Source organism: Exiguobacterium sp. s22 (genome assembly GCF_018617455.1).
In the GTDB taxonomy this organism is placed as follows: domain Bacteria; phylum Bacillota; class Bacilli; order Exiguobacteriales; family Exiguobacteriaceae; genus Exiguobacterium.
Genome location: NZ_JACSKD010000003.1, coordinates 41285 through 62532 on the forward strand (window position 1 = coordinate 41285; position 21248 = coordinate 62532).

The 21248-nt window shown below is 47.4% G+C and carries 21 protein-coding genes and 1 other annotated feature; of the genes, 9 read left to right on the top strand and 12 right to left on the bottom strand.

All coding sequences use genetic code 11. The features are described 5' to 3' along the window. The first annotated feature begins 39 nt into the window (after window positions 1-39). Entirely contained in the window at window positions 40-1170 is a 1131-nt protein-coding gene (ald, locus tag KNO94_RS06650; RefSeq protein WP_214778362.1) for an alanine dehydrogenase, read from the top strand. A gap of 93 nt (window positions 1171-1263) precedes the next feature. Here the strand turns inward: ald and murB are convergent, their stop codons facing one another. Continuing rightward, window positions 1264-2184: a UDP-N-acetylmuramate dehydrogenase gene (gene murB / locus KNO94_RS06655; protein ID WP_214778364.1), complete on the bottom strand. Its 921-nt coding sequence runs from the start codon at window positions 2182-2184 to the stop codon at window positions 1264-1266. Window positions 2185-2339: 155 nt separating this feature from the next. After that, the gene (locus tag KNO94_RS06660) at window positions 2340-2990 is read right to left on the bottom strand and encodes a diacylglycerol/polyprenol kinase family protein (RefSeq protein WP_214778366.1); all 651 of its coding nucleotides are present in this window, start codon (window positions 2988-2990) and stop codon (window positions 2340-2342) included. A 199-nt stretch (window positions 2991-3189) separates the two neighbouring features. On the opposite strand from KNO94_RS06660, the gene KNO94_RS06665 reads away from it, so the two are divergent. Beyond that, window positions 3190-3765, top strand: a complete 576-nt coding sequence (locus KNO94_RS06665) for a DUF1836 domain-containing protein (RefSeq protein WP_251125864.1) — start codon at window positions 3190-3192, stop codon at window positions 3763-3765. Window positions 3766-3821: 56 nt separating this feature from the next. Here the strand turns inward: KNO94_RS06665 and KNO94_RS06670 are convergent, their stop codons facing one another. Together KNO94_RS06670 and KNO94_RS06675 are read right to left on the bottom strand one after the other, a co-directional pair. Next, window positions 3822-4304 carry an LURP-one-related family protein gene (locus KNO94_RS06670; RefSeq protein ID WP_214742646.1) on the bottom strand — a complete coding sequence of 161 codons (483 nt, stop codon included), beginning with the start codon at window positions 4302-4304 and terminating at the stop codon, window positions 3822-3824. A 218-nt stretch (window positions 4305-4522) separates the two neighbouring features. After that, window positions 4523-5017 (bottom strand): restriction endonuclease, encoded by a 495-nt coding sequence (locus KNO94_RS06675; protein ID WP_214778367.1) that lies wholly within the window; start codon window positions 5015-5017, stop codon window positions 4523-4525. Between the two features lie 126 nt (window positions 5018-5143). Here KNO94_RS06675 and KNO94_RS06680 point away from each other — a divergent pair, with 126 nt between their 5' ends. Together KNO94_RS06680 and KNO94_RS06685 are read left to right on the top strand one after the other, a co-directional pair. Next, on the top strand, window positions 5144-7318 hold the full coding sequence (locus tag KNO94_RS06680) for a PAS domain-containing sensor histidine kinase (RefSeq protein WP_214778369.1): 2175 nt from the start codon (window positions 5144-5146) through the stop codon (window positions 7316-7318). Then, entirely contained in the window at window positions 7315-8385 is a 1071-nt protein-coding gene (locus KNO94_RS06685) for an SDR family oxidoreductase (protein WP_214778371.1), read from the top strand. Before KNO94_RS06680 ends, KNO94_RS06685 begins: the two co-directional genes overlap by 4 nt. 98 nt (window positions 8386-8483) lie before the next feature. Here the strand turns inward: KNO94_RS06685 and KNO94_RS06690 are convergent, their stop codons facing one another. Beyond that, window positions 8484-9863: a TrkH family potassium uptake protein gene (locus KNO94_RS06690; RefSeq protein WP_214778373.1), complete on the bottom strand. Its 1380-nt coding sequence runs from the start codon at window positions 9861-9863 to the stop codon at window positions 8484-8486. Window positions 9864-10003: 140 nt separating this feature from the next. On the opposite strand from KNO94_RS06690, the gene KNO94_RS06695 reads away from it, so the two are divergent. The 3 genes from KNO94_RS06695 to KNO94_RS06705 all read left to right on the top strand — a co-directional run bounded on the left by KNO94_RS06695 (window position 10004) and on the right by KNO94_RS06705 (window position 11881). Then, window positions 10004-10255, top strand: coding sequence for a hypothetical protein (locus tag KNO94_RS06695; RefSeq protein ID WP_230235447.1), 252 nt, complete (start codon window positions 10004-10006; stop codon window positions 10253-10255). Between the two features lie 86 nt (window positions 10256-10341). Then, on the top strand, window positions 10342-11124 hold the full coding sequence (gene motA, locus KNO94_RS06700) for a flagellar motor stator protein MotA (protein WP_214742704.1): 783 nt from the start codon (window positions 10342-10344) through the stop codon (window positions 11122-11124). Further along, a complete protein-coding gene (locus KNO94_RS06705) occupies window positions 11102-11881 on the top strand; it encodes a flagellar motor protein MotB (protein WP_214778375.1) in 780 nt (259 codons plus the stop codon). Before motA ends, KNO94_RS06705 begins: the two co-directional genes overlap by 23 nt. Window positions 11882-11914: 33 nt before the next feature. On the opposite strand, the gene KNO94_RS06710 is transcribed toward KNO94_RS06705, so the two are convergent. The 4 genes from KNO94_RS06710 to KNO94_RS06725 form a co-directional block, all read right to left on the bottom strand. Beyond that, a complete protein-coding gene (locus tag KNO94_RS06710; RefSeq protein ID WP_214778376.1) occupies window positions 11915-13339 on the bottom strand; it encodes a dihydrolipoyl dehydrogenase family protein in 1425 nt (474 codons plus the stop codon). Then, the gene (locus KNO94_RS06715) at window positions 13336-13701 is read right to left on the bottom strand and encodes a DUF1499 domain-containing protein (RefSeq protein ID WP_214778378.1); all 366 of its coding nucleotides are present in this window, start codon (window positions 13699-13701) and stop codon (window positions 13336-13338) included. Before KNO94_RS06715 ends, KNO94_RS06710 begins: the two co-directional genes overlap by 4 nt. A gap of 64 nt (window positions 13702-13765) precedes the next feature. Beyond that, window positions 13766-15145: a sensor histidine kinase gene (locus KNO94_RS06720; RefSeq protein ID WP_214778380.1), complete on the bottom strand. Its 1380-nt coding sequence runs from the start codon at window positions 15143-15145 to the stop codon at window positions 13766-13768. Then, window positions 15142-15834, bottom strand: coding sequence for a response regulator transcription factor (locus KNO94_RS06725; RefSeq protein WP_214742637.1), 693 nt, complete (start codon window positions 15832-15834; stop codon window positions 15142-15144). Before KNO94_RS06725 ends, KNO94_RS06720 begins: the two co-directional genes overlap by 4 nt. Before the next feature lie 129 nt (window positions 15835-15963). On the opposite strand from KNO94_RS06725, the gene KNO94_RS06730 reads away from it, so the two are divergent. Together KNO94_RS06730 and KNO94_RS06735 are read left to right on the top strand one after the other, a co-directional pair. Beyond that, entirely contained in the window at window positions 15964-16785 is an 822-nt protein-coding gene (locus KNO94_RS06730) for a Cof-type HAD-IIB family hydrolase (protein ID WP_214742636.1), read from the top strand. Window positions 16786-16815: 30 nt separating this feature from the next. Further along, on the top strand, window positions 16816-17814 hold the full coding sequence (locus tag KNO94_RS06735) for an alpha/beta hydrolase (RefSeq protein ID WP_214778382.1): 999 nt from the start codon (window positions 16816-16818) through the stop codon (window positions 17812-17814). 50 nt (window positions 17815-17864) lie between these two features. Here the strand turns inward: KNO94_RS06735 and KNO94_RS06740 are convergent, their stop codons facing one another. From KNO94_RS06740 to KNO94_RS06750, 3 genes are all read right to left on the bottom strand, one after another. Next, window positions 17865-19424 (bottom strand): aromatic amino acid hydroxylase, encoded by a 1560-nt coding sequence (locus KNO94_RS06740; protein WP_214778384.1) that lies wholly within the window; start codon window positions 19422-19424, stop codon window positions 17865-17867. Window positions 19425-19469: 45 nt separating this feature from the next. Next, window positions 19470-19664: a binding site (T-box leader), on the bottom strand. Between the two features lie 130 nt (window positions 19665-19794). Next, complete coding sequence (locus KNO94_RS06745; RefSeq protein WP_214778386.1) at window positions 19795-20472, bottom strand: uracil-DNA glycosylase; 678 nt, start codon at window positions 20470-20472, stop codon at window positions 19795-19797. 80 nt (window positions 20473-20552) lie between these two features. After that, window positions 20553-21188: an FMN-dependent NADH-azoreductase gene (locus tag KNO94_RS06750; RefSeq protein WP_214742632.1), complete on the bottom strand. Its 636-nt coding sequence runs from the start codon at window positions 21186-21188 to the stop codon at window positions 20553-20555. Window positions 21189-21248: the final 60 nt, after the last annotated feature.

A 21248-nucleotide genomic window follows, 5' to 3' on the forward strand; every position in this document is an offset into this window, starting at 1 on the left:
TGAACAATTTGTGTCAACGGAATGAAAGGGGAATGTTCCATGAAAATCGGGGTATTAAAAGAGATTAAAAACAATGAAAACCGGGTGGCTTTGACACCGATGGGTGCATTTATGTTAACGGAGCTAGGTCATGATGTATTCGTCGAAACGAATGCCGGTCTCGGTAGCGGCTTCACGAATATGGAATATATTGATGCCGGTGCGACGATTCTTGAAACGGCGAAAGAGGTTTGGGAAGGCGTTGAGCTAGCCCTCAAAGTAAAAGAACCACAGGCATCAGAGTATCAATACTTCCGTCCTGATTTGACGCTCTTCACGTATCTCCACCTCGCGGCTGAACCGGAATTAACAAAAGCACTCGTCGATTCTGGGATTACAGCGATTGCGTATGAGACAGTAGAAGTTGATCGGACGTTACCGCTTCTCACGCCGATGAGTGAAGTCGCAGGTCGTATGGCTGCACAAATCGGAGCACAAATTCTCGAAAAACCACACGGCGGCAAAGGAATCCTCATGTCTGGTTTACCTGGCGTACCTCGTGCGAACGTCACCGTCATCGGTGGTGGGGTCGTCGGTACAAACGCGGCTCGTATCGCGATTGGTCTTGGTGCGAGCGTGACGTTGATGGATATCAGCCCGGCTCGCCTACGCCAAATCGATGACTTGTTTGGAAACACAATCAATACGTTAATCTCAAACAAGTACAACATCGCGAAACAAGTGGCCGAGAGTGACCTTGTAATTGGGGCAGTTCTCATTCCAGGAGCGAAAGCGCCGAAGCTTGTTACAGAAGAGATGGTTCAGCGTATGTCACCAGGCTCTGTCATCGTCGATGTCGCAATCGACCAAGGTGGAATTTGTGAGACGATCGATCATATCACAACACATGACGCACCGACGTATGAGCGCTATGGTGTCCAGCACTATGCAGTTGCCAACATGCCAGGTGCCGTACCACGCACATCAACGATGGGTCTCACGAACGCAACGATGCCATACATCATCGAATGCGCTCAAAAAGGTGTATTCCCGGCACTCCTTGAAAACGCCGCACTTCTCAAAGGCTTGAACGTGATTAACGGTACGGTCACATACGAAGCGGTTGCTCGTGATTTGGAGTATCCGTTTGTCCCTGCCTATGAGGCAGTTGCTAAACAGAAACAAGCGTAAACAAAAGGCGACGAGATGCCCGTTCTCGTCGCCTTTTTACATTAAAGAAGGAATCGAACGACAGCTTCGTCCGATTCCTTCTTTCTTTACTATTTATGCGTTCTCTACCGCGATGTCTTCCCCGATGATTTTCACTTCCGGTTCTAACTCCACTTCGAACTTCTCTTTGACAGTCGCTTGCACATGACGAATGAGCGAAATGTATTCTGTCGCTGTCGCTTCATCAATGTTGACGATGAATCCTGCGTGTTTAAGCGATACTTCAGCCCCACCGATCCGCTTCCCTTGTAGACCTGAGTCTTGAATTAACTTTCCGGCAAAATAGCCAGGAGGACGTTTAAATACGCTTCCACATGAAGGATATTCAAGCGGTTGCTTCGATTCACGTTTATACGTCAAATCATCCATGACCTCTTTGATCAACTCATAGTTCTTTGGCTCAAGTTCGAACGTCGCTTCAAGTACAATCAACCCCTCTTTCGAGACACGGCTCGTTCGGTAGTCGAGGTGTAGCTCATCTTTAGATAAGTGGAGGACTTGTCCTTCCTGCGTCAATACCGTCGCTGACGCAATGACGTCTTTCGTCTCCCCACCGTAAGCACCGGCATTCATATAGACGGCGCCACCGACTGTTCCAGGGATGCCACAAGCGAATTCAAGACCGGACAACCCTTCAGCGAGTGCCTGACGCGATACATCGATAATCGCTGCTCCGGCCTGTGCGATGATCTGGTTACCATCCCGACGAATCGTATTCAATTCATTCAAATTTAAAACGACTCCGCGGATTCCACCGTCTCGAACAATTAAGTTCGACCCGAACCCAAGAATCATAAATGGCATCGATTCCTGATGCGCCAGTTCTAAGACCGCTTGGACCTCTTCATATGTGTGTGGTGCTACGAAGTAATCTGCTTTACCGCCTAATTTTGTATACGTGTGTGCCGACAACGGCTCGTCTTGAAGGACGCGCTCGGCCGGAATGATATTTTGGAGTTGCTGTAAAAAGCTCATGCGTTCACTCAATCCTTTACGTTCTATTTAATCAGTGTCTCGGTCACATTTCATTCATCCCGAGCACGTCACTGAATCGTTTCAGTACGAATCACAGTATACAAATGATTAATGAACGTGACAAGCAACGTTTTTCTTACAACTTAGCGATTAGTTTATAACAATAGCGATGTCGCCACAGCAACAATGATGGGAATTGTAAAGTTATCCCAATCACGATATGAAATCGCTTCAGTTAGCGTAGCGATAATGGAAATGATAAACCCATAAGTTACCACTTGCCACATCACGACATCATTCCACAAAAACAATAAAAATAAGACCGCGTACGAACTAAGGAACATAGCGAGGCTCCCTTGGAATGAGCGCTTTTGGCCATAAAGATCATAAGTAACCGTTCCGTATTTTCGTCCAATCAGTGCAGCCATTCCGTCTCCCCACGCGAGAACGAGCGAACCGGCCAAGAAAGCGATAGGCTCTGACTCAAAAAAGAAGTACAGAATGATGAGTAGCGCAATCGGATAATAGACAGTTCCAAGTGATTTGCGTTCCGTTTGATGCACAGGCGACGGACTTTTATATAATAAGACCGCATTCGCAAAGGTGAAAAAGATGAGCGGCACTGCCGCGACGTACCAAGTATCCATCAACCAGACCGCTAACAGCGACCAATGTCCGACTGCGATATGTACACTTTTCCGAATCGTTTCGTCTGTCCATCCGAGCCGCTTCCCGACTTGTTCAAGACCTACGAGAAAGACAAGGACGAACACGATCGAGATAATCGAACTAATCCATTCATTCATTGCTTGACCACCTCTATGTACAGAATGTATATGATATCGTCATTATACCTTAATCAGTGCCCATCCTAGCTTACTTTTCAAACATTTGGTAGAATGAGGTCAAATGACTGTATAGCCAACGTACGATGTTGGCGATAGAAAGGGTGGCCGTATGCGCGACGCAACTTCAATTCAAACTTTGGCAGATTGCCTTCATTTTATGCAGGTCGGAGAAATCGATCGAGCCCTCGCCCTCTTCCCTGAAGACGTGCGTGAACATTTTCCAAAAGAGCTTCGAAAAATCCACTTGTTTCATATTGAAAAGCATGGCCTATCCATCAATCAAATCGTCGCTCTCGCAAATGCACTAACAGGTGAACACCTCTCGGCGACGACGATTCAAAACTGGACGAAACGCGAAGTCCGTAAGATTATCGGGGTCCCACGAATCGGTAAGAAGTATTCTTTGCATCAAGCCGCCATCATTTACCTTCTCGATGACTTGAAACACCTTTTTTCATTAGAAGAAACAAGTTCCTTATTGGCTTTAATCTTCAATAACCCTGACCGAGACGAAGACGACTTTATCTCTCCGATTGATTTTTACCGACTGTATGCGGAGTATGCAAAATCGACAAGTCCAATCGACCTTCTCGATACTCGAGCGAAGCGTTCGCTTGAAAAAACGAAATACACACATCCGAATATCATTCATGTCTTGAAGCTCTGTCTTTACGCACATCGCGTCACAACGCTTGAACTCGAGGCAAAACATTACCTGAACCGTTTCATTTGATGAAGCGGTTTTTGTACATGAAAAAGCACCGGTCTCCTGACCGGTGCTCGTCATCGTTATGAGACAGATGCTGCGAGCGGCATCCGCGATTTAACCGTTAACGTCTTTAAGACTGAAAGAAGTTCGAACATCGATAGCTGATCGGCTTCTTTCGTTAAACAGAACGTATCGTCCTCTTCTTTCCGAAGCTCCGCGACCAATTTGCCTGCTTTGTCGCGAACGCTGAACTTATGACGTTCCACATCGTATTGAATCGTGAAGAGTCCGCGTTCATAGACGTTGTACTCACACTTTTTCCCGAATAACGAGAATTTGTCTTTCAATTGACCAATCGCCTGTCCATCATGGTTCATCACGACCCATTTTTGGCAGTTCGGGATATATTTCCCGTGAGCGATTTGTCGTCCAGACAAATTGTGCACTTGAACACTGCCTTCCGCGTCGCGGTGAACAGATCCGATTGCATCATTTGTCTCATCATAAATGGTCGCCTCGCCTTGCGTAAAGACGCAACCTTTTACATAAATTAATTTGCGCACCGCTTTTTCCTCCTAGCACGTTCCAACCGTGATTGTTTGTATGTGTACGGTCGGGTATTACTGAAAACCCCAATCGTTTCTCTCTGTAGTATTTATCTCGTTTCAACTACTACATATTTCATATGACGAAGATGATTATTGCACCGATTTAAGAAAAAGACAACCCCTTTTTTTCGACATCATTTCTGATTCTGTCGAACTTGTGAAATTGTCGATCTTTATCGCCTGTATCCCGCTTCTTTTAAGAGTTCTTCAAGCTCAAATCTCGCAATCAGACGAACTTGATTTGGAGCAGCCAATTCATAGGCACTGTCCGTGAAAGTAGAGTTTGTCACGACCCATCCCTCATGTGCCTCATAATACGGTACGGCCGCTGCAATTTGTTGCACGGCTTCGAGACCGACCACTTTTTCATAGCGCTTCGCCTGTACCGCAATCGACCATCCATCCGGTGTTTCCAGTAATAAGTCCGCCCCAAAGTCACGCGATGCAGGTGTGACCACTACCTTATACCCGAGCGCGGTGAACACCTCTTCTAAAAACAGTTCAAATTCTCGACCGTCCATTCGATCGATTCGATCGATCGTCGACAGCCGAACCTTCAAAACGAACCAGACGATTCCAATGAAAAGAAGCAAGATGCTGCTCCAAAGTGGTGCCCCGAACCACCATAAACACACGGCTCCAATCATACTAACAAGTAATCCGATCATCCTTATCTTTCCTTTCCGAGTCCTCTCTCCCACTTTACCTTTTTGAGGGCAGGAAATGAAAGGGGGATCTGTCGAATGATATAGAAGATGTGCTCGTCTGACACCACGAAGGAGGGATGACTGTTCATGGAGAATCATGCCAATCTCCAAAGGGAGTTACTACATGCATTACCTTACGGGATTGCGTTAATACAGAAAGATGGAACAATCGTTCAGGCAAATCGTCCATTTCTTGAGCAGTTCCCAGAGAATCTACAGAGACGTTCGAACCTTTTCCATATGGTCAATCAGTCACCCATCACGATGGAATTGTCCCGTCGGATGGAACAAGGACTTCCTTGGATGTATGAACTGCCGACGATGCGTGTCCATGCCATCCCGTGGGACAAACAATATATTCTTTCTATTGAACCATTGCCACACGATACACGCGTGACGATACAACACAATGCGTTTGAGGCGATGATGCGTACCGAACTCGACATGGCGATGATCATGACAGATGCGAATCTATTGATCACTCGTTTTAACCAAGGGGCAACAGAACTATTTGGCTACGCTCCTCATGAGGTGCTCTACGAAATGACACCGTTCGCTCTATTTGAGTCGAGAGAGTTAAGTGAAAAGCGCTCTTCCTATCAAGATGAGACGGAACGGTTGCTATCGTTTGAACAAATGTTGCGTCTCGCACTCGACAAAGGAGACCGGGAATGGAAGTTCCAATGTAAGGATCGGACACATTTCATAGGTAAATTATTCATGCATCCCGTATACGAGCAAGAGCAACTCGTCGCGTTCTTTTTCTTCGTATTTGATGTGAGTCCCGAAATCGAACTGAAACGAGAACTCCGCTATAAGGAACAACGCTATCGGATGTTTGCTGAATCCGTCATCGAAGCCGTCCTTTTCCATGAAGACGGGATGATACTCGATGCGAACAAAGCGGCGGAATCCATCTTTAAAATTCCTGCAGAGCAGATGGTAGGTCGCCAAACCGTTGAATTTATCGCGGAGGGATACCGGGCCGATGTGCTGCGTCGCATTCGGAACCATATTCAAACCCCTTATGAAGTGATTGGACGACGTGAGGACGGCACATTCTTAGAAATGGAAGTATATCCAAAAGAAGTGACGTATCAAGGTCAAACGTTGCGGGTAGCAGTCATGCGTGACATTAGTGACCGCAAGAAGATTGAACGCATGCTCGAACGTGAAAAAAACGCGATTGCCCGTCAGCGCGATATCATCCAGTCCATCTTACAGGCATCGAACGAGGCGTTCGTCTTGACCGAATCGAACGGCAGTGTCTTGTTCATGAACGTCCATGCGCGACGACTCATGGACTTACCGGGCATCGCTCCAAACAAAATTCAGGAGCGTATCCCACTCCTCTCTACGTTCCGCCCTCGCGACCGAAGCGAGATGCTGCGCAAGATGGACCAACTTCTTGATGGAACGACTAGAGAGGTATCCATGCGCTTCTCAATCCCACAACCAAGCGATCGGGATGAAGAATACTATGAAATGTACGGAACCATCATGGATACGAAACGACAAATCGGTATGGATAGTGGTTTCCTATTCGTTTTCCGAAACCGGACAGAAGAAGAACGGATGGATCAAATTAAAAATGAATTAGTGAGTACGGTCTCACATGAACTCCGGACACCACTTTCCTCCTTATCTGGATACATTGAATTGATGCTCGCTCGAGATTTGACACCCGAAAAACGGGAACGTTTTTTGAAGACGATGGCACGTGAGGCGCAGCGTCTGACTTCATTGCTCAACGACTTCTTGGATATTCAACGTATGGAAGACGGTCATCAGGAGTATAAACAAGATCACTTCTCTTTGAACGAACTTGTATTAGAAGTAGTCGAGCGCTTTCGTGAAACGAATGACCATGCCATTCATTTTGATGACGCGGATGAGGACCTTCACCTCATTGCCGATCGAGACCGCATCGAACAGGTACTCGTCAATTTGGTTTCGAATGCCATCAAGTATTCTCCGAATGGACAAGAAATCGAAGTGAGGGTCCGACAAGACCATAATCAGGCTCATGTATCCATTCGTGACTTTGGAATCGGAATTCCGGAACATGCCTTCGAAAAATTATTTACAAAGTTCTATCGAGTCGACAATTCAGACACGCGTAAAATTGGTGGGACCGGTCTCGGTTTATCAATTTGTAAAGAAATCATCGAATCCCACGGTGGAAGCATCGAAGTGGAATCGACTGTCGGGAAAGGGTCGACTTTCACATTCACATTAGACTTAGCGGAGGAAACGTCATGAACAATTATGCCTTTACTGGATTCCCTGGTTTTTTAGCAGGTAAATTAATTGAACACCTCGCTTCGTTACCGCATCAAATCGGAACGATTTATGCGTTACACCTTCCGCATCAAACACGTGAGGCAGAAGACCTGCGTGATACCTTGCTCATAGCGACGTCACTTGCGCCACATCAACTTGTTCTCGTCGAAGCAGACATCACGTTACCTGAAGTCATTCTCGACCCGATTATGCGGTCTGTCATTGAACGAGACGTCCATTACGTCTTTCACCTTGCTGCCGCTTATGATTTGAGCGTTTCTTATGACACCGGCTATCGTGTCAACATTCTCGGGACGAAACATGTCACCGCCTTTGCCAAACGTTCAAAGTCATTGAAACGATATGTGTACTTCAGTACGGCCTATATTGCCGGACGTCGTCAGGGAACCGTCTACGAAAACGAGCTATGGCATCGGGCACAGTTTAAAAATCATTATGAAGCGACTAAATATGAAGCAGAGGCACTCGTCTCACGTGAGATGAGCACGATGCCCATCACCATCATTCGCCCTGGAATCGTGATTGGTCATAGTCAAACGGGCGAAACGAAAAAGTTTGACGGCGTCTATTTCGTCTTAAAGTTGATGCACCAGCTTCAGCAGATGCAACCACTCCCTTACATCGGGCGGGCGAACGTCGAAGTCAACCTCGTCCCGTACGATTACGTAGTGGAAGCGACCGCCTTCTTAGCGCATTCTCCTACCGGGATGAAACGAACGTTCCATTTGACGGACCCGTTCCCACATGGCGCACGGGAGGTCTATCGTATGTTGCATGAGACGATGTTTCAACGTGCTCCTCGCGGAACGGTCCCTCACGTTATTGCCGATGCCGCATTCACAGCCTGGAAGAACACGAAACAACTTGATGTCCCCCATGAACTACTTGAGTATTTCAAGCATCCCGTTCACTTTGACACGACACAAACGATTCGTGCGCTCGACGGAACGGGCATCGTTTGTCCGGACCTGCAAGACTATCTCCCGGAGATTGTCCATTATTTTATGGCACACAAAAAGCCCTGATTCGTCAGGGCTTTAACTATGATTCCATCCACTTGTTGATGTGACCTCTACAAAAAAACTGCACTCCTTTGATCAGGAGTGCAGCCTACCACATACTTTTATCCAATCAAAATCTTCTCTTTCGGATAACGAATCTTCCGGTCGGCTTGTCGTGCGACCGTAAAGAGAATCGTCAAAGACCCGACGCGACCGAGTAACATCATGAACATGATCAACCCTTTCCCCGCATCGTTCAGTTCAGACGTGATTCCTAAAGATAACCCAACCGTTCCGAATGCCGAGACCGTTTCAAACAAAATGGCGGTCGCCGGAATATCGCCGTTCGTCAAAATGACAAGCGTCGTAATGGTGAGGATAAATAGAAAACTCGAAATTGCGACGACGTATGCCTTTTTCACTTGAAATGGACCAATCGTCCGTTCCATGATGACCGTTTCCTTCTTCCCGGCGATGAATGCCCACATATCTGCGAAAATCACCGCAAGTGTCGTCACTTTAATCCCCGAACCGGTTGAGGCCGCACCTGCCCCGATATACATCAAAATTAAAATCAAGCCGATCGAGGCCGGAGCCATCATTGAAATATCAATGGTATTGAAACCGGCCGTCCGTGTTGTCACGGCCTGGAAGAATGTGACGTGAAGCGCCTCACCGAGCGATCGTCCATACAGGACGCCTTCGTTCGATACCCACTCAAACATCATAAGCGCGAACCAGGCGATTCCATTGATGACCACTAGAGACAAAATCATAATTTTCGAATGGAGCGCCAAACGTTTCCATCCTCTCACTTCCGTGGCATCGGCGATGGTCGTAAAGCCGAGACCTCCAATCATGATCATGATCGCAATCGTCACCACGATTCCTGTATTTTGTTCAAATGACATGAGACTGTCCGGGAACAAAGCGAATCCTGCATTGTTGAAGGCCGAAACCGCATGGAAAAAGCCGTAATAGAGTGACGTTCCGAACGAATAGTTTTCTGAACTATACAACTCGAACGTTAAGAACAGCATCCCGATAAATTGTACGATGACTGTTGTGAATACAATATTACGAACGAGGCGAACCGTTCCGCCGGGTCCCGATAAATTTAATGATTCCTGCAAGAGAATTCGTTGTTTCAATCCGATTTTCTTCCCTAAAAGACTTAAGAGCATCAAGGCAATGGTCATAAAACCGAGACCCCCGATTTGGATGAGGGCGACGATGACCAATTCTCCAAACAAATTAAAAGATGACCCGATATCGACCGTAGACAATCCGGTGACCGTTCCTGCGGAGGTTGCGATGAACAAACAATCAATCCAGGAAACCGCTTCTTCTTGGGCAAATGGCATATATAAAAGAGTGGCTCCTACGAAAATCGCGAGTAAGAACCCTCCAGCGATGAAACGGGCGGGTTTTTCAAAAATGATTCGATAGAATGCCTCGATTCGTTTCAAGCGCAACTCACGCGCTGACAATCTATGCCGCATCACGACATCTCCTTCACTTCTATTATTCTAAGCCTCATGTTACTCCTCGCTTTTATAAATGCCAACAAGAAAATGTATCTCTAACGTTTTCCCCGATTTTTTGGTATTATGGGAGATAGACTTTAAGAATGTTGAGGAGGTTGAATGAAACCGTGGACCCTAGTACGGTAGATCATTCGATAGAGGATGTCTCACGAAGGTTGGAGCGCCAATCACAATGTATGCCCGCTCACCTTTATTTTCAGCTAGAAGAGTTACTCAATTGGTCACTCGAGCAAGAAGTCGTGAATCAATTGTACGCATTGTTAAAAAAATACGACGTATTAACCGATATAGAGCGTGAAGAACGAAATATCAGCATTCAAATGCTGATTGATGAAAACGGCGCTTAATCATCGGGAACGCATGTTGCGGGAGACGAGTAGCGTCTCTCGCTTTTTTTGTCCTGATTTATTTCGGAAAGGTGGAAAACAAAGACATGGATGTCGTTACGTTAGTCGGACTCATACTCGGGTTCCTCACCCTTGTCGGTGGAATGTTATTAAAAGGAGCGGGTGTTGCGCCGCTGATCAACCCTGCCGCAATGGTTATCATTTTCGTCGGTACAGCCGCGGCCGTCAGTATCGCCGTATCGAAAGAACAACTTCAGAACGTTCCAAAACTATTTAAAATCTTGTTCAAAAAACAAGAACTCCCAAGTAAGTCTGGATTGCTCACGCAATTCGTCGACTTGTCGACACAAGCTCGGAAAGAGGGTCTATTATCCCTTGAGACGGCACTCGAGCAAGTCGAAGAGCCGTTTCTACGCCAAGGCATGATGATGGTCATCGACGGCCAACCTTCCGAATATATTGCTGAAGTCATGTCCCGCGATATCGAAAACATGGAGCAGCGACACAAATCGAACGCCGATATTTTTACCCAAGCCGGGACATACGCCCCGACACTTGGGGTACTCGGAGCGGTTATCGGATTGATTGCCGCTTTGAAAGATTTATCGGATATTGAAAAGCTCGGACACGCCATTTCTGCCGCCTTCGTCGCGACACTATTCGGGATTTTCACGGGATACGTCCTTTGGTTCCCGTTCGCGAATAAATTGAAGCAGTATTCGAAGAGTGAAGTCATCATCAAAGAAATGATGATTGAAGGGATTTTATCGATTCAAAGTGGTGAATCTCCAAAAACGTTAGAAGATAAACTGTCTGTGTATTTGTCTCCAAAGGAGCGAGCTGACTATGAAGCGCAAAAAGAAGCATGATCATGAAGAACACATTCCAGAAGGATGGCTGATTCCATACGCCGATTTATTGACGCTCCTCCTCGCATTGTTCATCGTATTATTTGCATCGAGTAATATCGATCAGACGAAACTTGAGAAAATGTCGCGTTCGTTCAACCAAGTATTCTCCGGAGGCGTCAGTGTCTTCCAAGCTTCGACTGCGTCAAACAGTGATATTAGTCGAACGGATAAAACTAATACGACGGCTAACCCGCGGACGTATGAATTGGCTCAGCTTGACGAATTAAAAGAAGATGTAAACAAATACATTAAAAAGAACGGTCTAGAAAGCCAAATTAAAGCGACCATCAATTCAAGTGGTCTCGTCTTAACGATTCAAGACCGTGCCCTTTTCAACTTAGGAGAAGCGACACTCGATGCGGATGCTCGAACCGTCGCTCAAAATATCAGTAAAATTTTAGAGAAGGCCGGTAAGCGAGAAATTGTCGTCTCGGGTCATACGGATAATATTCCAATCAATACAGCTCGTTTCCCTTCAAACTGGGAACTCAGTTCGGCACGTGCGACTGCGTTCATGCGCGGCCTATTGGCCAATGACGCCTTGAACCCTGCTCAGTTCACACTCGCAAGTTATGGTGAGTTCAAACCGATCGCAACAAATGATACGGAAGAAGGCCGCTCAAAGAACCGACGTGTTGAAGTGTTGATCAAACCGCTCGTCGATTTATCGGAAGGCGAACCGAAGATGATTGAGACCATCACGTTACCAAACTAACAATCACCCACTCAAACGAGTGGGTGATTTGTGTTATTGCATCAATTTAAAGTAGCGTCTCGCAAGTTCTGTCAGTGGACTTTCGAACAACCGTTTCCGCCAGTAAAGGTCTGTCACTTTCTTCACAGCCTCACTTCGCGAAGGATACGGGTAAATCATGCGGGACAGCTTTCCAATCTTATCCCCACGTTGCATCGCATAGACGACGATTTGCATCCAGTCGCCTGCCGATTCACCGACCGCATGCGCTCCGATGATTTTTCCGTTTTTCTTTGTAATGACTTTGACAAATCCAGCCTCTTGTCGCTCCGCAATAAAACGATCCACTTCGGATAGGTTCGCTTTATACGTCTCGATCTCATCTCCATGTTGTTCACGAGCCTCTTCCTCCGTCATGCCGACATGAAACACTTCCGGGTCCGTGAACGTAATCCATGGGAGTTTACTGTAGTCAACCTTGTTCCACAATCCAAAGAGCGCGTTCGCCACAACCGCCTTGCCTTCTTCGCCGGCTGCATGCGTGAACGGGAGTGTCTTGATCGTGTCTCCAATCGCAAAGATATGGGATTGGGACGTCCGATATGACGACGAAACATCGATATACCCTTTCGTCACCTGAACGTTCGCCCGGTCAAGACGAAGTGCATCAATCCGGGGAACACGACCTGTCGCCATGAGCAGCTTGTCCGCTTCATATTCGACCGTTTCGCCGTTCACCTCTGTCGTGACACGAATGCGCCCATCGATTTCATCGACTCGTTTGACCTTGACGCCGACTTTCAACCGCATGGCCATCTCAAGTTGAGATTTTAAGTACGTTGCGACATCTCGATCTTCTTTCGGTAGGAAGTCATCCTGCGCCTCGAGTACGGTGACCTGTGAACCGAGTCGAACAAAGGACTGAGCCAATTCTAGACCGACCGCTCCGGCTCCGATGACAATCAGGCTTTCCGGAAGTGTCTCTTCTTCAAATACTGTTTCATTCGTTAAGTAAGAGACTTGATCGAGTCCATCAATCGAAGGAACGGTCGGCTTCGACCCCGTCGAGATGACGAATTTTTTCCCGATTAATAAATCGTTCCCTACCTTCAATTCAGTCGGGCTTTGGAACGAGGCTTCTCCGATATAGACGTCGACCCCAATCTTTTCAAAACGTTCTGTTCCGTCGTGGTTTTGTATGATGGCACGTGCTTTGTCGACACGGGCTTTTGACATTTGATAATGTTCGGCACCGTTAAACTCCGTTCCGAGGACACGTGCTGCTCGCATCATCGCATTCGCTTCCTTTGAAGCCGCAATCAATGCTTTTGACGGAACACATCCAACGTGTAGACAGTCCCCACCTAAATGTTTGTTCTTTTCAACAAGCGCGACTTTCGCCCCTAAATTTGCTGCTCCCGCGGCTACTGTCATCCCGGCGGCACCGCCACCGATGACAATCAACTGATAATCCTTCATCGAATCAACCTCCGATATCGTTCACTTACATCTTCCATCCGTTTTCGATTCACGCCAAAGTCGGAATACCCAACACGTGACGCAGAACGGAATTCAATCTGTTGCGTCGTATCATCAAATAGAAAATCGACGTCGTCTTTAAATCGCATCACTTTCGACGTCACCACATAATGAAGTCCATCGTCTGTTTCCTTTACGAGTTCAGCCCGCGGGAGCTGATTCATCGCCATTTTAATCGCTTCAATCGATTGGCCGCGACCACCCGCATACGGTAACGGAGACATTCTCAATTCATCAATCGAGGTTTGCGTCGAGACAGCGTTCGGACTACCTTTCAACGGCTTCAAAGATTGATTCGCCATAATAAAAACCTCCCTCATTCTACATACATCTATATGTAGCCTGAATTCGGGAGGTCTAATCCTATTAATGTAGTTCGCTCGGGTCGAGTGGCAGTAAGACGGTCACGGTCGTCCCGTGTCCAACCTCACTTTCGATGACAAGCTTTCCTTCGTGCGCTTCAATCAATTCTTTGGAGATGGCGAGTCCGAGTCCACTGCTCCCCTCTGTCACATGAGCTTGATAGAACATCTCGGTAATCCGCTGCAGATGCTCCCGAGAGATGCCGGGACCTTCATCAATGATCGAGATGAAAGCGACCCGTTCCGATTGCACGAAGCGAATCGTCAGTGTGCCCCCTTCTGGTGAGAATCGAATCGCGTTTTCTAAAATATTTAAAAATACTTGCTTCAATCGATTCTCATCGAACAAGCCGACCGATTTTTGAGGATAGCGCTCGATGAGTGTAATCTCTTTGTCTTCAAGCGATTGCTTTAATTGCAGTGTCACTTTTCGCAACAAAGAGACTAAATCCAGCTCCTGACGATACAAAACCAATCGACTCTCTTCAATCTTCGTGTAATCGAGAAGTTGTTCGACAAGACCAATCATGCGCTCTGTTTCCGAATGGATGATGCTCAGACCGAGCTCCGTCTCTTCCGACAGTTTTTCGTCACCACCCCGAATTGTCTCCGTCCACCCTTTAATCGATGTAAGAGGAGTCCTTAGTTCATGGGAGACGCTCGAAAGAAATTCGTTCCGCGTCGATTGGTGTTGCTGTACTTTCGCACCTAAATACGTGAGCGTTCGAGCCAATGCCCCGAGCTCATGTTTCTCGTTCGACTCAACGGATACGTCGAAGTCGCCCTGAGCCATCTCATCCGCCGCCTCGATGATGTGACGAATCGGTCTAACGAAACGATCGGCAATTCGGATGACCGTATACAGGGCGAGTAACCAAACCAAGACACCAATCATGACGACCGTCATCCAAATTTCGCGAATGAGCGTGTCTAAGTCTTCAAGCGGACGCGTGAAACTGATGGCAAACTCGGACGTATCGTTCGTCATGATAGGACTCGTGACCGACAAGTAATGCTCACTCTCGATGTCATAATCCTGTACGACCGACTCACCTTGTGAAAGTTGCTGTAGCTGTTCCTGTGAAAAAGAGGCCTGTTTTGTTCGCTGTCCTGTCGTTTTGACAATCGAACCGCTCCGGTCGACAATCGTCAAATCAGTCCCGGGATACCCGAACGTCCGGACGAGGACGGAAAAGGCACTCGGCGTTTCAAACCCAACTTGAGCTTGAGGGTATAGATATGCACTCGTGGTCGCATGACTGAGTAACGCTTCCGACTCGTACTCGTAATAATATCGGTAAGTCCCATAAGACAAGACTCCGACGAGCAAGAGCAAGACAATCGTCACGACAATCATCATGCGAATGACTAACTGTTGTTTCATGCCTCATGTCTCCGCCATTTATAACCATGACCCCACAACGTCTCAATATAGATTGGATGACTCGGATCATCTTCGATTTTTTGACGCAAGCGACGAATGTTGACATCGACTGTCTTTCGGTCCCCGAAGTAGTTGATGCCCCATACAGCATCAAGTAACGCATCGCGCGATAAGACGATTTCTTCGTTTTGAACGAGATGACAAATCAAGTCGTACTCAGTCGGTGTCAAATCGATTGATTGACCGTACTTTGTCACTTGTTTTGCGGCGAGGTCGATGGCGAACGGTCCTGACTTCAACCGTTTTGAGTCTTTTCGTTTCACTTTCTCGACACGGCGCAACAACGCTTGGATGCGCGCCACTAATTCACCTGGACTGAACGGTTTGGCGATGTAGTCATCTGCCCCTTTACCGAGTCCTTCAATTTTATCTTCTTCGAGCGTCCGTGCCGTCAACATGATGATCCCTACGTTTTCGTCAAGATCTCGAATGGCAGCACACGCCTCAAATCCGTCCATCTCCGGCATCATGACATCCAACAAGACGACATCGAACGGTTCGCGGTCAAATGCGGTGACCGCTTCTCGACCGTTCGTCGCCTCAAACACGTCGAATCCAGCTCGTTTTAGATTAACAATAATAAAGCTGCGAATTGCATGTTCATCCTCAGCTACTAAAATTCGATTCATATCGATTTCCACCTCTTCTAGAGTTCACTTCTCTACATTATAGTTACGTTTTTGCGACAAGGTTGTCAATTGACCTTAAAAAGGTTTAGGATGGAGTCATTAGATTCTGAAGGAGGACCCCCTACTACTATGAGTTACAAGATGATTGTATTGGATATGGATGATACGCTCCTCACGAGCGACCATACGATTTCCCCTAAGACAAAAGAAGCACTTCTCGATGCACAGGCGCGCGGCTATAAAGTCGTTCTCGCGAGCGGACGACCAACGTTTGCGATGTGGGATGCAGCCCGTGAGTTAGAACTTGCGAAATACGGAAGCTACATTTTATCGTTCAACGGCGCCTCGGTCATCGATTGCGCGACAAACGAGGAGATTTTCTCGAGCACGCTCCAGCCGGATACAGTCGCCCATCTCCATGATATCAGTGAACGGGAAGGAATCGCGATTCATACGTACGTTGGTAACGAAATCGTAACCGATCGCCCGAACCCATATACCGATATTGAAGGTGAGTTGACAGGCATGCCGGTCATTCATGTCGACAATTTTAAAGATGCCGTGACGGCTCCGGTCGTTAAATGCTTGATGCTTGCCGATGGCGACACACTCGCTCCAATTGAGACGAAGCTACAAGAAGAGTTGGCTGGTAAATTGGCCGTCGCCCGCTCAAAACCGTTCTTCCTTGAGTTTACGGAAGCCGGCGTCACAAAAGGAACGAGTCTCGCCTTCCTAGCAGACCAACTCGGCATCGCGCAAAAAGAAGTCATCGCTTGTGGCGATGGAAACAACGATTTGACGATGATTGAATGGGCCGGCCTCGGCGTCGCGATGGGAAATGCCAACACGACGGTCAAAGGGAAAGCGGACTTCATCACAAAATCAAACAACGAAGACGGAATCGCTCATGTCATCGAAACGTACATGACGGACGTACTCGTCACGCAATAAGCTTCTGATTGTAGAAAGGGAGGAAGGAAGATGAATAAAGGGTTGAAACGAGCTGGAGTCGGATTGATTGGAACAGCGGTCGCAGGAGCGGCTTATGTATTCCTCTCACCGAAACCGGCCACACGTTTAATCAAAACTTCGTTTGCGGGGGGAAACGAAGTAGAGATGAAGGGATTCGAGGAAGTCGTTCAAAAGACGTCTGTCCGAAAAGACATCGACTATTTGTCTTCTTATGATAACGGAACGTTTGATTTGATTCGCTATGAAGGCGACCGAAAACCTGTCCCAACAATCTTTTGGGTACATGGCGGATCATTCGTCGGTGGGGATAAATCGGATGTGTTAAAATACGCCACTTCGATTGCGAGTAACGGCTACAACGTCGTCAGTATCAATTATGCGCTCGCACCTGACGTGACGTATCCGACCCCGCTCAAACAAATCGAAGAAGCGTACTCGTTCATCGCGGAGAACAATGACCGCTTCCGTCTCGATTTAGACCGTGTCTTCTTCGCGGGTGATTCGAATGGTGGACAGCTCGCCGCACAATTTGTCGGCATCCAGTTGAATGACGACTATTCGCCTTCGGCCGAAGTGGGACAAGTCGTACCGAAGTCCTCTATTCTCGGAGCGATTCTTCTATCCGCTCCACTCGACTTGAAACGATCGTGGCTCGAATCATCGAAATCAGTGAACCGTTTCTTGTTCAAACGCATCGGATGGGCTTACTTCGGCACATACAACTGGGAAACACTCCCGGTCGTTGCAGAAGCATCGCCACTCGTCAATGTGCCGGCTACATTCGTCCCGACGTTTATCGCGGACGGAAATGACCATTCCTTTGAAGAGCAGGCGAAAGAATTTGCGACCGTACTCTCTGGCCGCACGGATGTGACGACTGTGTTTTATGATCGAAATGAGCACGAACTCGGCCATAACTATTACTTCGAAATGGACCGCCCAGCGGCCAATTCCACGTATCGTCGTTTGATCACGTTCTTACGTGAAACGACAAATCAATCCGTCTAATACACAAGAGGCGACGTTCTCCTACTATGGAAAACGTCGCCTCTTTTTCGTTAGCGCAATAGGTCGAACGCGCGACCAATCAGTTCATTTCGAGATGGGGAAGTCTGACGCAACGCTTCAAGACGTTCAATCAATGTCTGTTTCAGTCCTTCATCCTTCACCAACTCCAGACATTCGATGTGTAATAACCAGGCGTCAGGGTGGTTCGTTAAGATTTCTGAAATGAGACCGTCGATTGATTCTCCCCGCTCACGCATGAGATGGATGCGATTGAACATCGGATCATCGTTCGTCCATACACGCTCATCCCGCTCGATAATCACAGGTTTTTCAATGATCATCAACTCATCTACCGTGGTTCCCGGGAAAACGGATGGAAGCGAATCGACCCGTACTTCGAGCGAGTCGAGTGAAATCGTCCGTCCTTCTAATTGAACGATCACGTCTTCGAGCGCATCAGATGCACATGCTTGACGAACGGTCGTCCCGTCCTCAAAGAGGTCATCCCGGTCTAGCGCAGATTCCGTGCCATGGGCAATGAGAAGGCCATGACGTTCTCGTTTCGTCAACTGACCATTTTTTACGATCGTGCATTCATCCCATTGAATGAGCGTATGTTCGTTCGACTCCGTCATATGACGAACGATGCCGACACGTTCTGACCCATCTTCGAGTCGAATCGTCGATTGACTTCCCGACGCCAACGCTTTCGCCACAGATTCAATCCCGCCTTTTCGAATCGCCATTCTTCCTTCTAATTCATCTAAGACAGAAGAGAGTGTATCAAAGTCAGGAATGACAAACAGCTCTTTTTGCATGTTCGTCACGTCCTGCTTCGTCTGTAACGCATGTTCTAAGTCGAATGGATGTTTGATGACCGCATCCGTCAGACAGTGACGGCTCTCCCCTACCGATGATAAGAGACCCGCCCCGTAAATCATCGGATTATCGAGGTCACCAATCAATCCGAATTCAACGGTCCACCAAAAGATACGAGCGACCTGTTGTGCCTCAGAAAAGCCAGTCACTTGTGCTTTCGCCTCATGTACGGCTTTCTCCGCCGCCTCGATGTCTTGCTCCGTTGAGTTGGCGTTCTCCTTCACAATCGTCAAGCGTTTCAATGCGGCGAACGAGGCATGTTCTTCTCGGTTCATGAACGCCTTTGCCCCTAATTGACCGAAGCGTTTGACGATTGCCGAAAACGTTGGGTCCATCAACATTGGCGCATGTCCCGCCGCCTCGTGAATGATGTCAGGGGCTGGACTGTATAAAATATTCTCGACTTTCCGAATATCTGTCGCGACCGGCAGCATCCCGTTTCCTTGGAAGTCAAAAAAGGCAACGCCGGGGATGAGTCCATCCACTGCGACCGTCGACCATCCGGCCGCCCGCATCTCGTCCGTCATCTGTTCGACGTTCGGCAATCGGTCCGGTCCCATTCCCGTCCGTTTCAATCCTTCGATGTAAAACGGATGCGCCTTCCCTTCTAACGTGTGCAAGTTCAACCGCAACACGAAGCGCCAAACGGCGTGATCCGTTGGTGTGTATTCATTGTAGAACTGCGGTGAGATATGTGGGGCTAGGTGTTTTGGAATCGATTGTGTCAACATGTGAAGTCCTCCTTTAAAATCAAAAAAATCCCTATCGATTGAATCGATAGGGACGACAAAGCCGCGGTACCACCCTGGTTGCTAGAGAAATTCTAGCCGCTTGAATCCGATAACGGGGGACCGCTCAATGATGAGAGCTCGGGAACTGTAATTCGATTCATCTTTTGGGCGTGTTCGCAGCATCACACGCTCTCTGGGCCAGGGAAGATGTCTCTACTTCGGTTCTTTCTTCGCTTTTATTATTTATCTTTTATACAGTTATGCTGTTATGCATATATGCTTTTAAGCACTAAAGTGATGTCTTGTTAGTTACTGTACCAAACGTTTTTCGACGCGTCAACAAAAACAGCCTACGAATTTCCGTAGACTGTCAGAGACACCACTCAATCGGGGATTGTCCCCACTCCTTCAATGCATCGTTTACTTGGGAGAATGGCTTTGAGCCAAAGAAGCCCCGATGGGATGATAACGGACTCGGGTGAACGGAAGTGAGCACTTTATGTTGATCTCCGATCCATTTCATTTTCTTCTTCGCATCATTTCCCCACAAAATGAATACAATCGGTTCCTCACGACTCCCGAGCCGCTCAATGATGGAATCCGTGAACTGCTCCCACCCTTTTCCGCGGTGAGAGCCCGCCTTCCCCGCTTCGACCGTCAATGCTGTGTTTAAGAGAAGGACCCCTTGTTTCGCCCATTTTTCGAGATTTCCATTCTTTGGTAAATCACACCCAACGTCATCTTTTAATTCTTGAAAGATGTTTCGGAGAGACGGTGGGAAACGCACCCCGTCCTGCACCGAAAAACTGAGTCCATGCGCTTGATTCGGTCCGTGGTACGGATCTTGCCCTAAAATGACGCATTTCACCTCACTAAATTTCGTGTAAATAAATGCGTTCCAAATATCTTCTCGGGTCGGGTAAACGATCGTCTCTTCATACGCTTGGTCGACGAATTGCTTCAACTGTTGAAAGTAAGGCTGTTTCATCTCCTCTTGGATGATATCCGTCCAGTCTCCAAGTAGTCGACTCGATAACTGATCTGCCATTGCATACTCCCCTTTCCCTTTGTATCATACCCAAAATGATTGCATACAAAAAGACGAGTCGGTCGACTCGTCTCTCCAGGTTATACCGTTACAGCGCCTGCAACTTCTTTCGCAAGTGCTTCTGCTTTCGCTTTTGCGTCCGCAACGATTTCTTCGATTTTGTCTGGGTATTGGTTCATCCCTTCAACCGCTAACGTCGTCACTTCAGATACACCGACAAACGCAAGCGCTTGACGAAGGTATGCATCTGCAAAGTTAAGGTCTGTTCCTGTGTAGATTCCACCTGTTCCTTGGATGTGGATCGCCTGTTTGTTTTCAAGTAAGCCGACTGGACCTTGCTCTGTGTAACGGAATGTTTTACCCGCCATGAGAACACTGTCGAGGAACATCTTCATGCGTGCTGGGAAGAAGAAGTTCCACATTGGTGTCGCGAATACGTAAAGGTCCGCTTCCATGAACTTCTCGAGCATGCCGCTCATTGTTCCTACTTTCTTCGCTTCTACGTCAGTGAGTGCTTCGCCAGAAGCGAATTTGCCCCATGCACTGAGTACGTCCCCATCGATTTCTTGAACATCGACATCGTAGAGTTCGATTGCTTCTACTTCGATTGATGCGTTTTCTGCTTGGAGTGTCGAAACGAATGTTTCTGCCACTTGTTTGCTGTATGAAAGTTCAGTTGGTTTCGGGTTAGCCGATACATATAATACTTTAGTCATCGTAAAATCCTCCATTTGTGTAATCTCTAATTTTCAATAACAGTTAGAACTATATCATCT

Coding starts and splice junctions, on each gene's coding strand:
- KNO94_RS06745 (WP_214778386.1), bottom strand. CDS start 20,472: ATGGCAGATCAGTTATCGAGTCGACTACTTGGAGACTGGACGGATATC.
- KNO94_RS06730 (WP_214742636.1), top strand. CDS start 15,964: ATGAGTTACAAGATGATTGTATTGGATATGGATGATACGCTCCTCACG.
- KNO94_RS06665 (WP_251125864.1), top strand. CDS start 3,190: ATGCAGGTCGGAGAAATCGATCGAGCCCTCGCCCTCTTCCCTGAAGAC.
- motA (WP_214742704.1), top strand. CDS start 10,342: ATGGATGTCGTTACGTTAGTCGGACTCATACTCGGGTTCCTCACCCTT.
- KNO94_RS06750 (WP_214742632.1), bottom strand. CDS start 21,188: ATGACTAAAGTATTATATGTATCGGCTAACCCGAAACCAACTGAACTT.
- KNO94_RS06715 (WP_214778378.1), bottom strand. CDS start 13,701: ATGGCGAATCAATCTTTGAAGCCGTTGAAAGGTAGTCCGAACGCTGTC.
- KNO94_RS06660 (WP_214778366.1), bottom strand. CDS start 2,990: ATGAATGAATGGATTAGTTCGATTATCTCGATCGTGTTCGTCCTTGTC.
- ald (WP_214778362.1), top strand. CDS start 40: ATGAAAATCGGGGTATTAAAAGAGATTAAAAACAATGAAAACCGGGTG.
- KNO94_RS06740 (WP_214778384.1), bottom strand. CDS start 19,424: ATGTTGACACAATCGATTCCAAAACACCTAGCCCCACATATCTCACCG.
- KNO94_RS06685 (WP_214778371.1), top strand. CDS start 7,315: ATGAACAATTATGCCTTTACTGGATTCCCTGGTTTTTTAGCAGGTAAA.
- KNO94_RS06675 (WP_214778367.1), bottom strand. CDS start 5,017: ATGATCGGATTACTTGTTAGTATGATTGGAGCCGTGTGTTTATGGTGG.
- KNO94_RS06710 (WP_214778376.1), bottom strand. CDS start 13,339: ATGAAGGATTATCAGTTGATTGTCATCGGTGGCGGTGCCGCCGGGATG.
- KNO94_RS06705 (WP_214778375.1), top strand. CDS start 11,102: ATGAAGCGCAAAAAGAAGCATGATCATGAAGAACACATTCCAGAAGGA.
- KNO94_RS06735 (WP_214778382.1), top strand. CDS start 16,816: ATGAATAAAGGGTTGAAACGAGCTGGAGTCGGATTGATTGGAACAGCG.
- KNO94_RS06690 (WP_214778373.1), bottom strand. CDS start 9,863: ATGCGGCATAGATTGTCAGCGCGTGAGTTGCGCTTGAAACGAATCGAG.
- KNO94_RS06680 (WP_214778369.1), top strand. CDS start 5,144: ATGGAGAATCATGCCAATCTCCAAAGGGAGTTACTACATGCATTACCT.
- KNO94_RS06725 (WP_214742637.1), bottom strand. CDS start 15,834: ATGAATCGAATTTTAGTAGCTGAGGATGAACATGCAATTCGCAGCTTT.
- murB (WP_214778364.1), bottom strand. CDS start 2,184: ATGAGCTTTTTACAGCAACTCCAAAATATCATTCCGGCCGAGCGCGTC.
- KNO94_RS06720 (WP_214778380.1), bottom strand. CDS start 15,145: ATGAAACAACAGTTAGTCATTCGCATGATGATTGTCGTGACGATTGTC.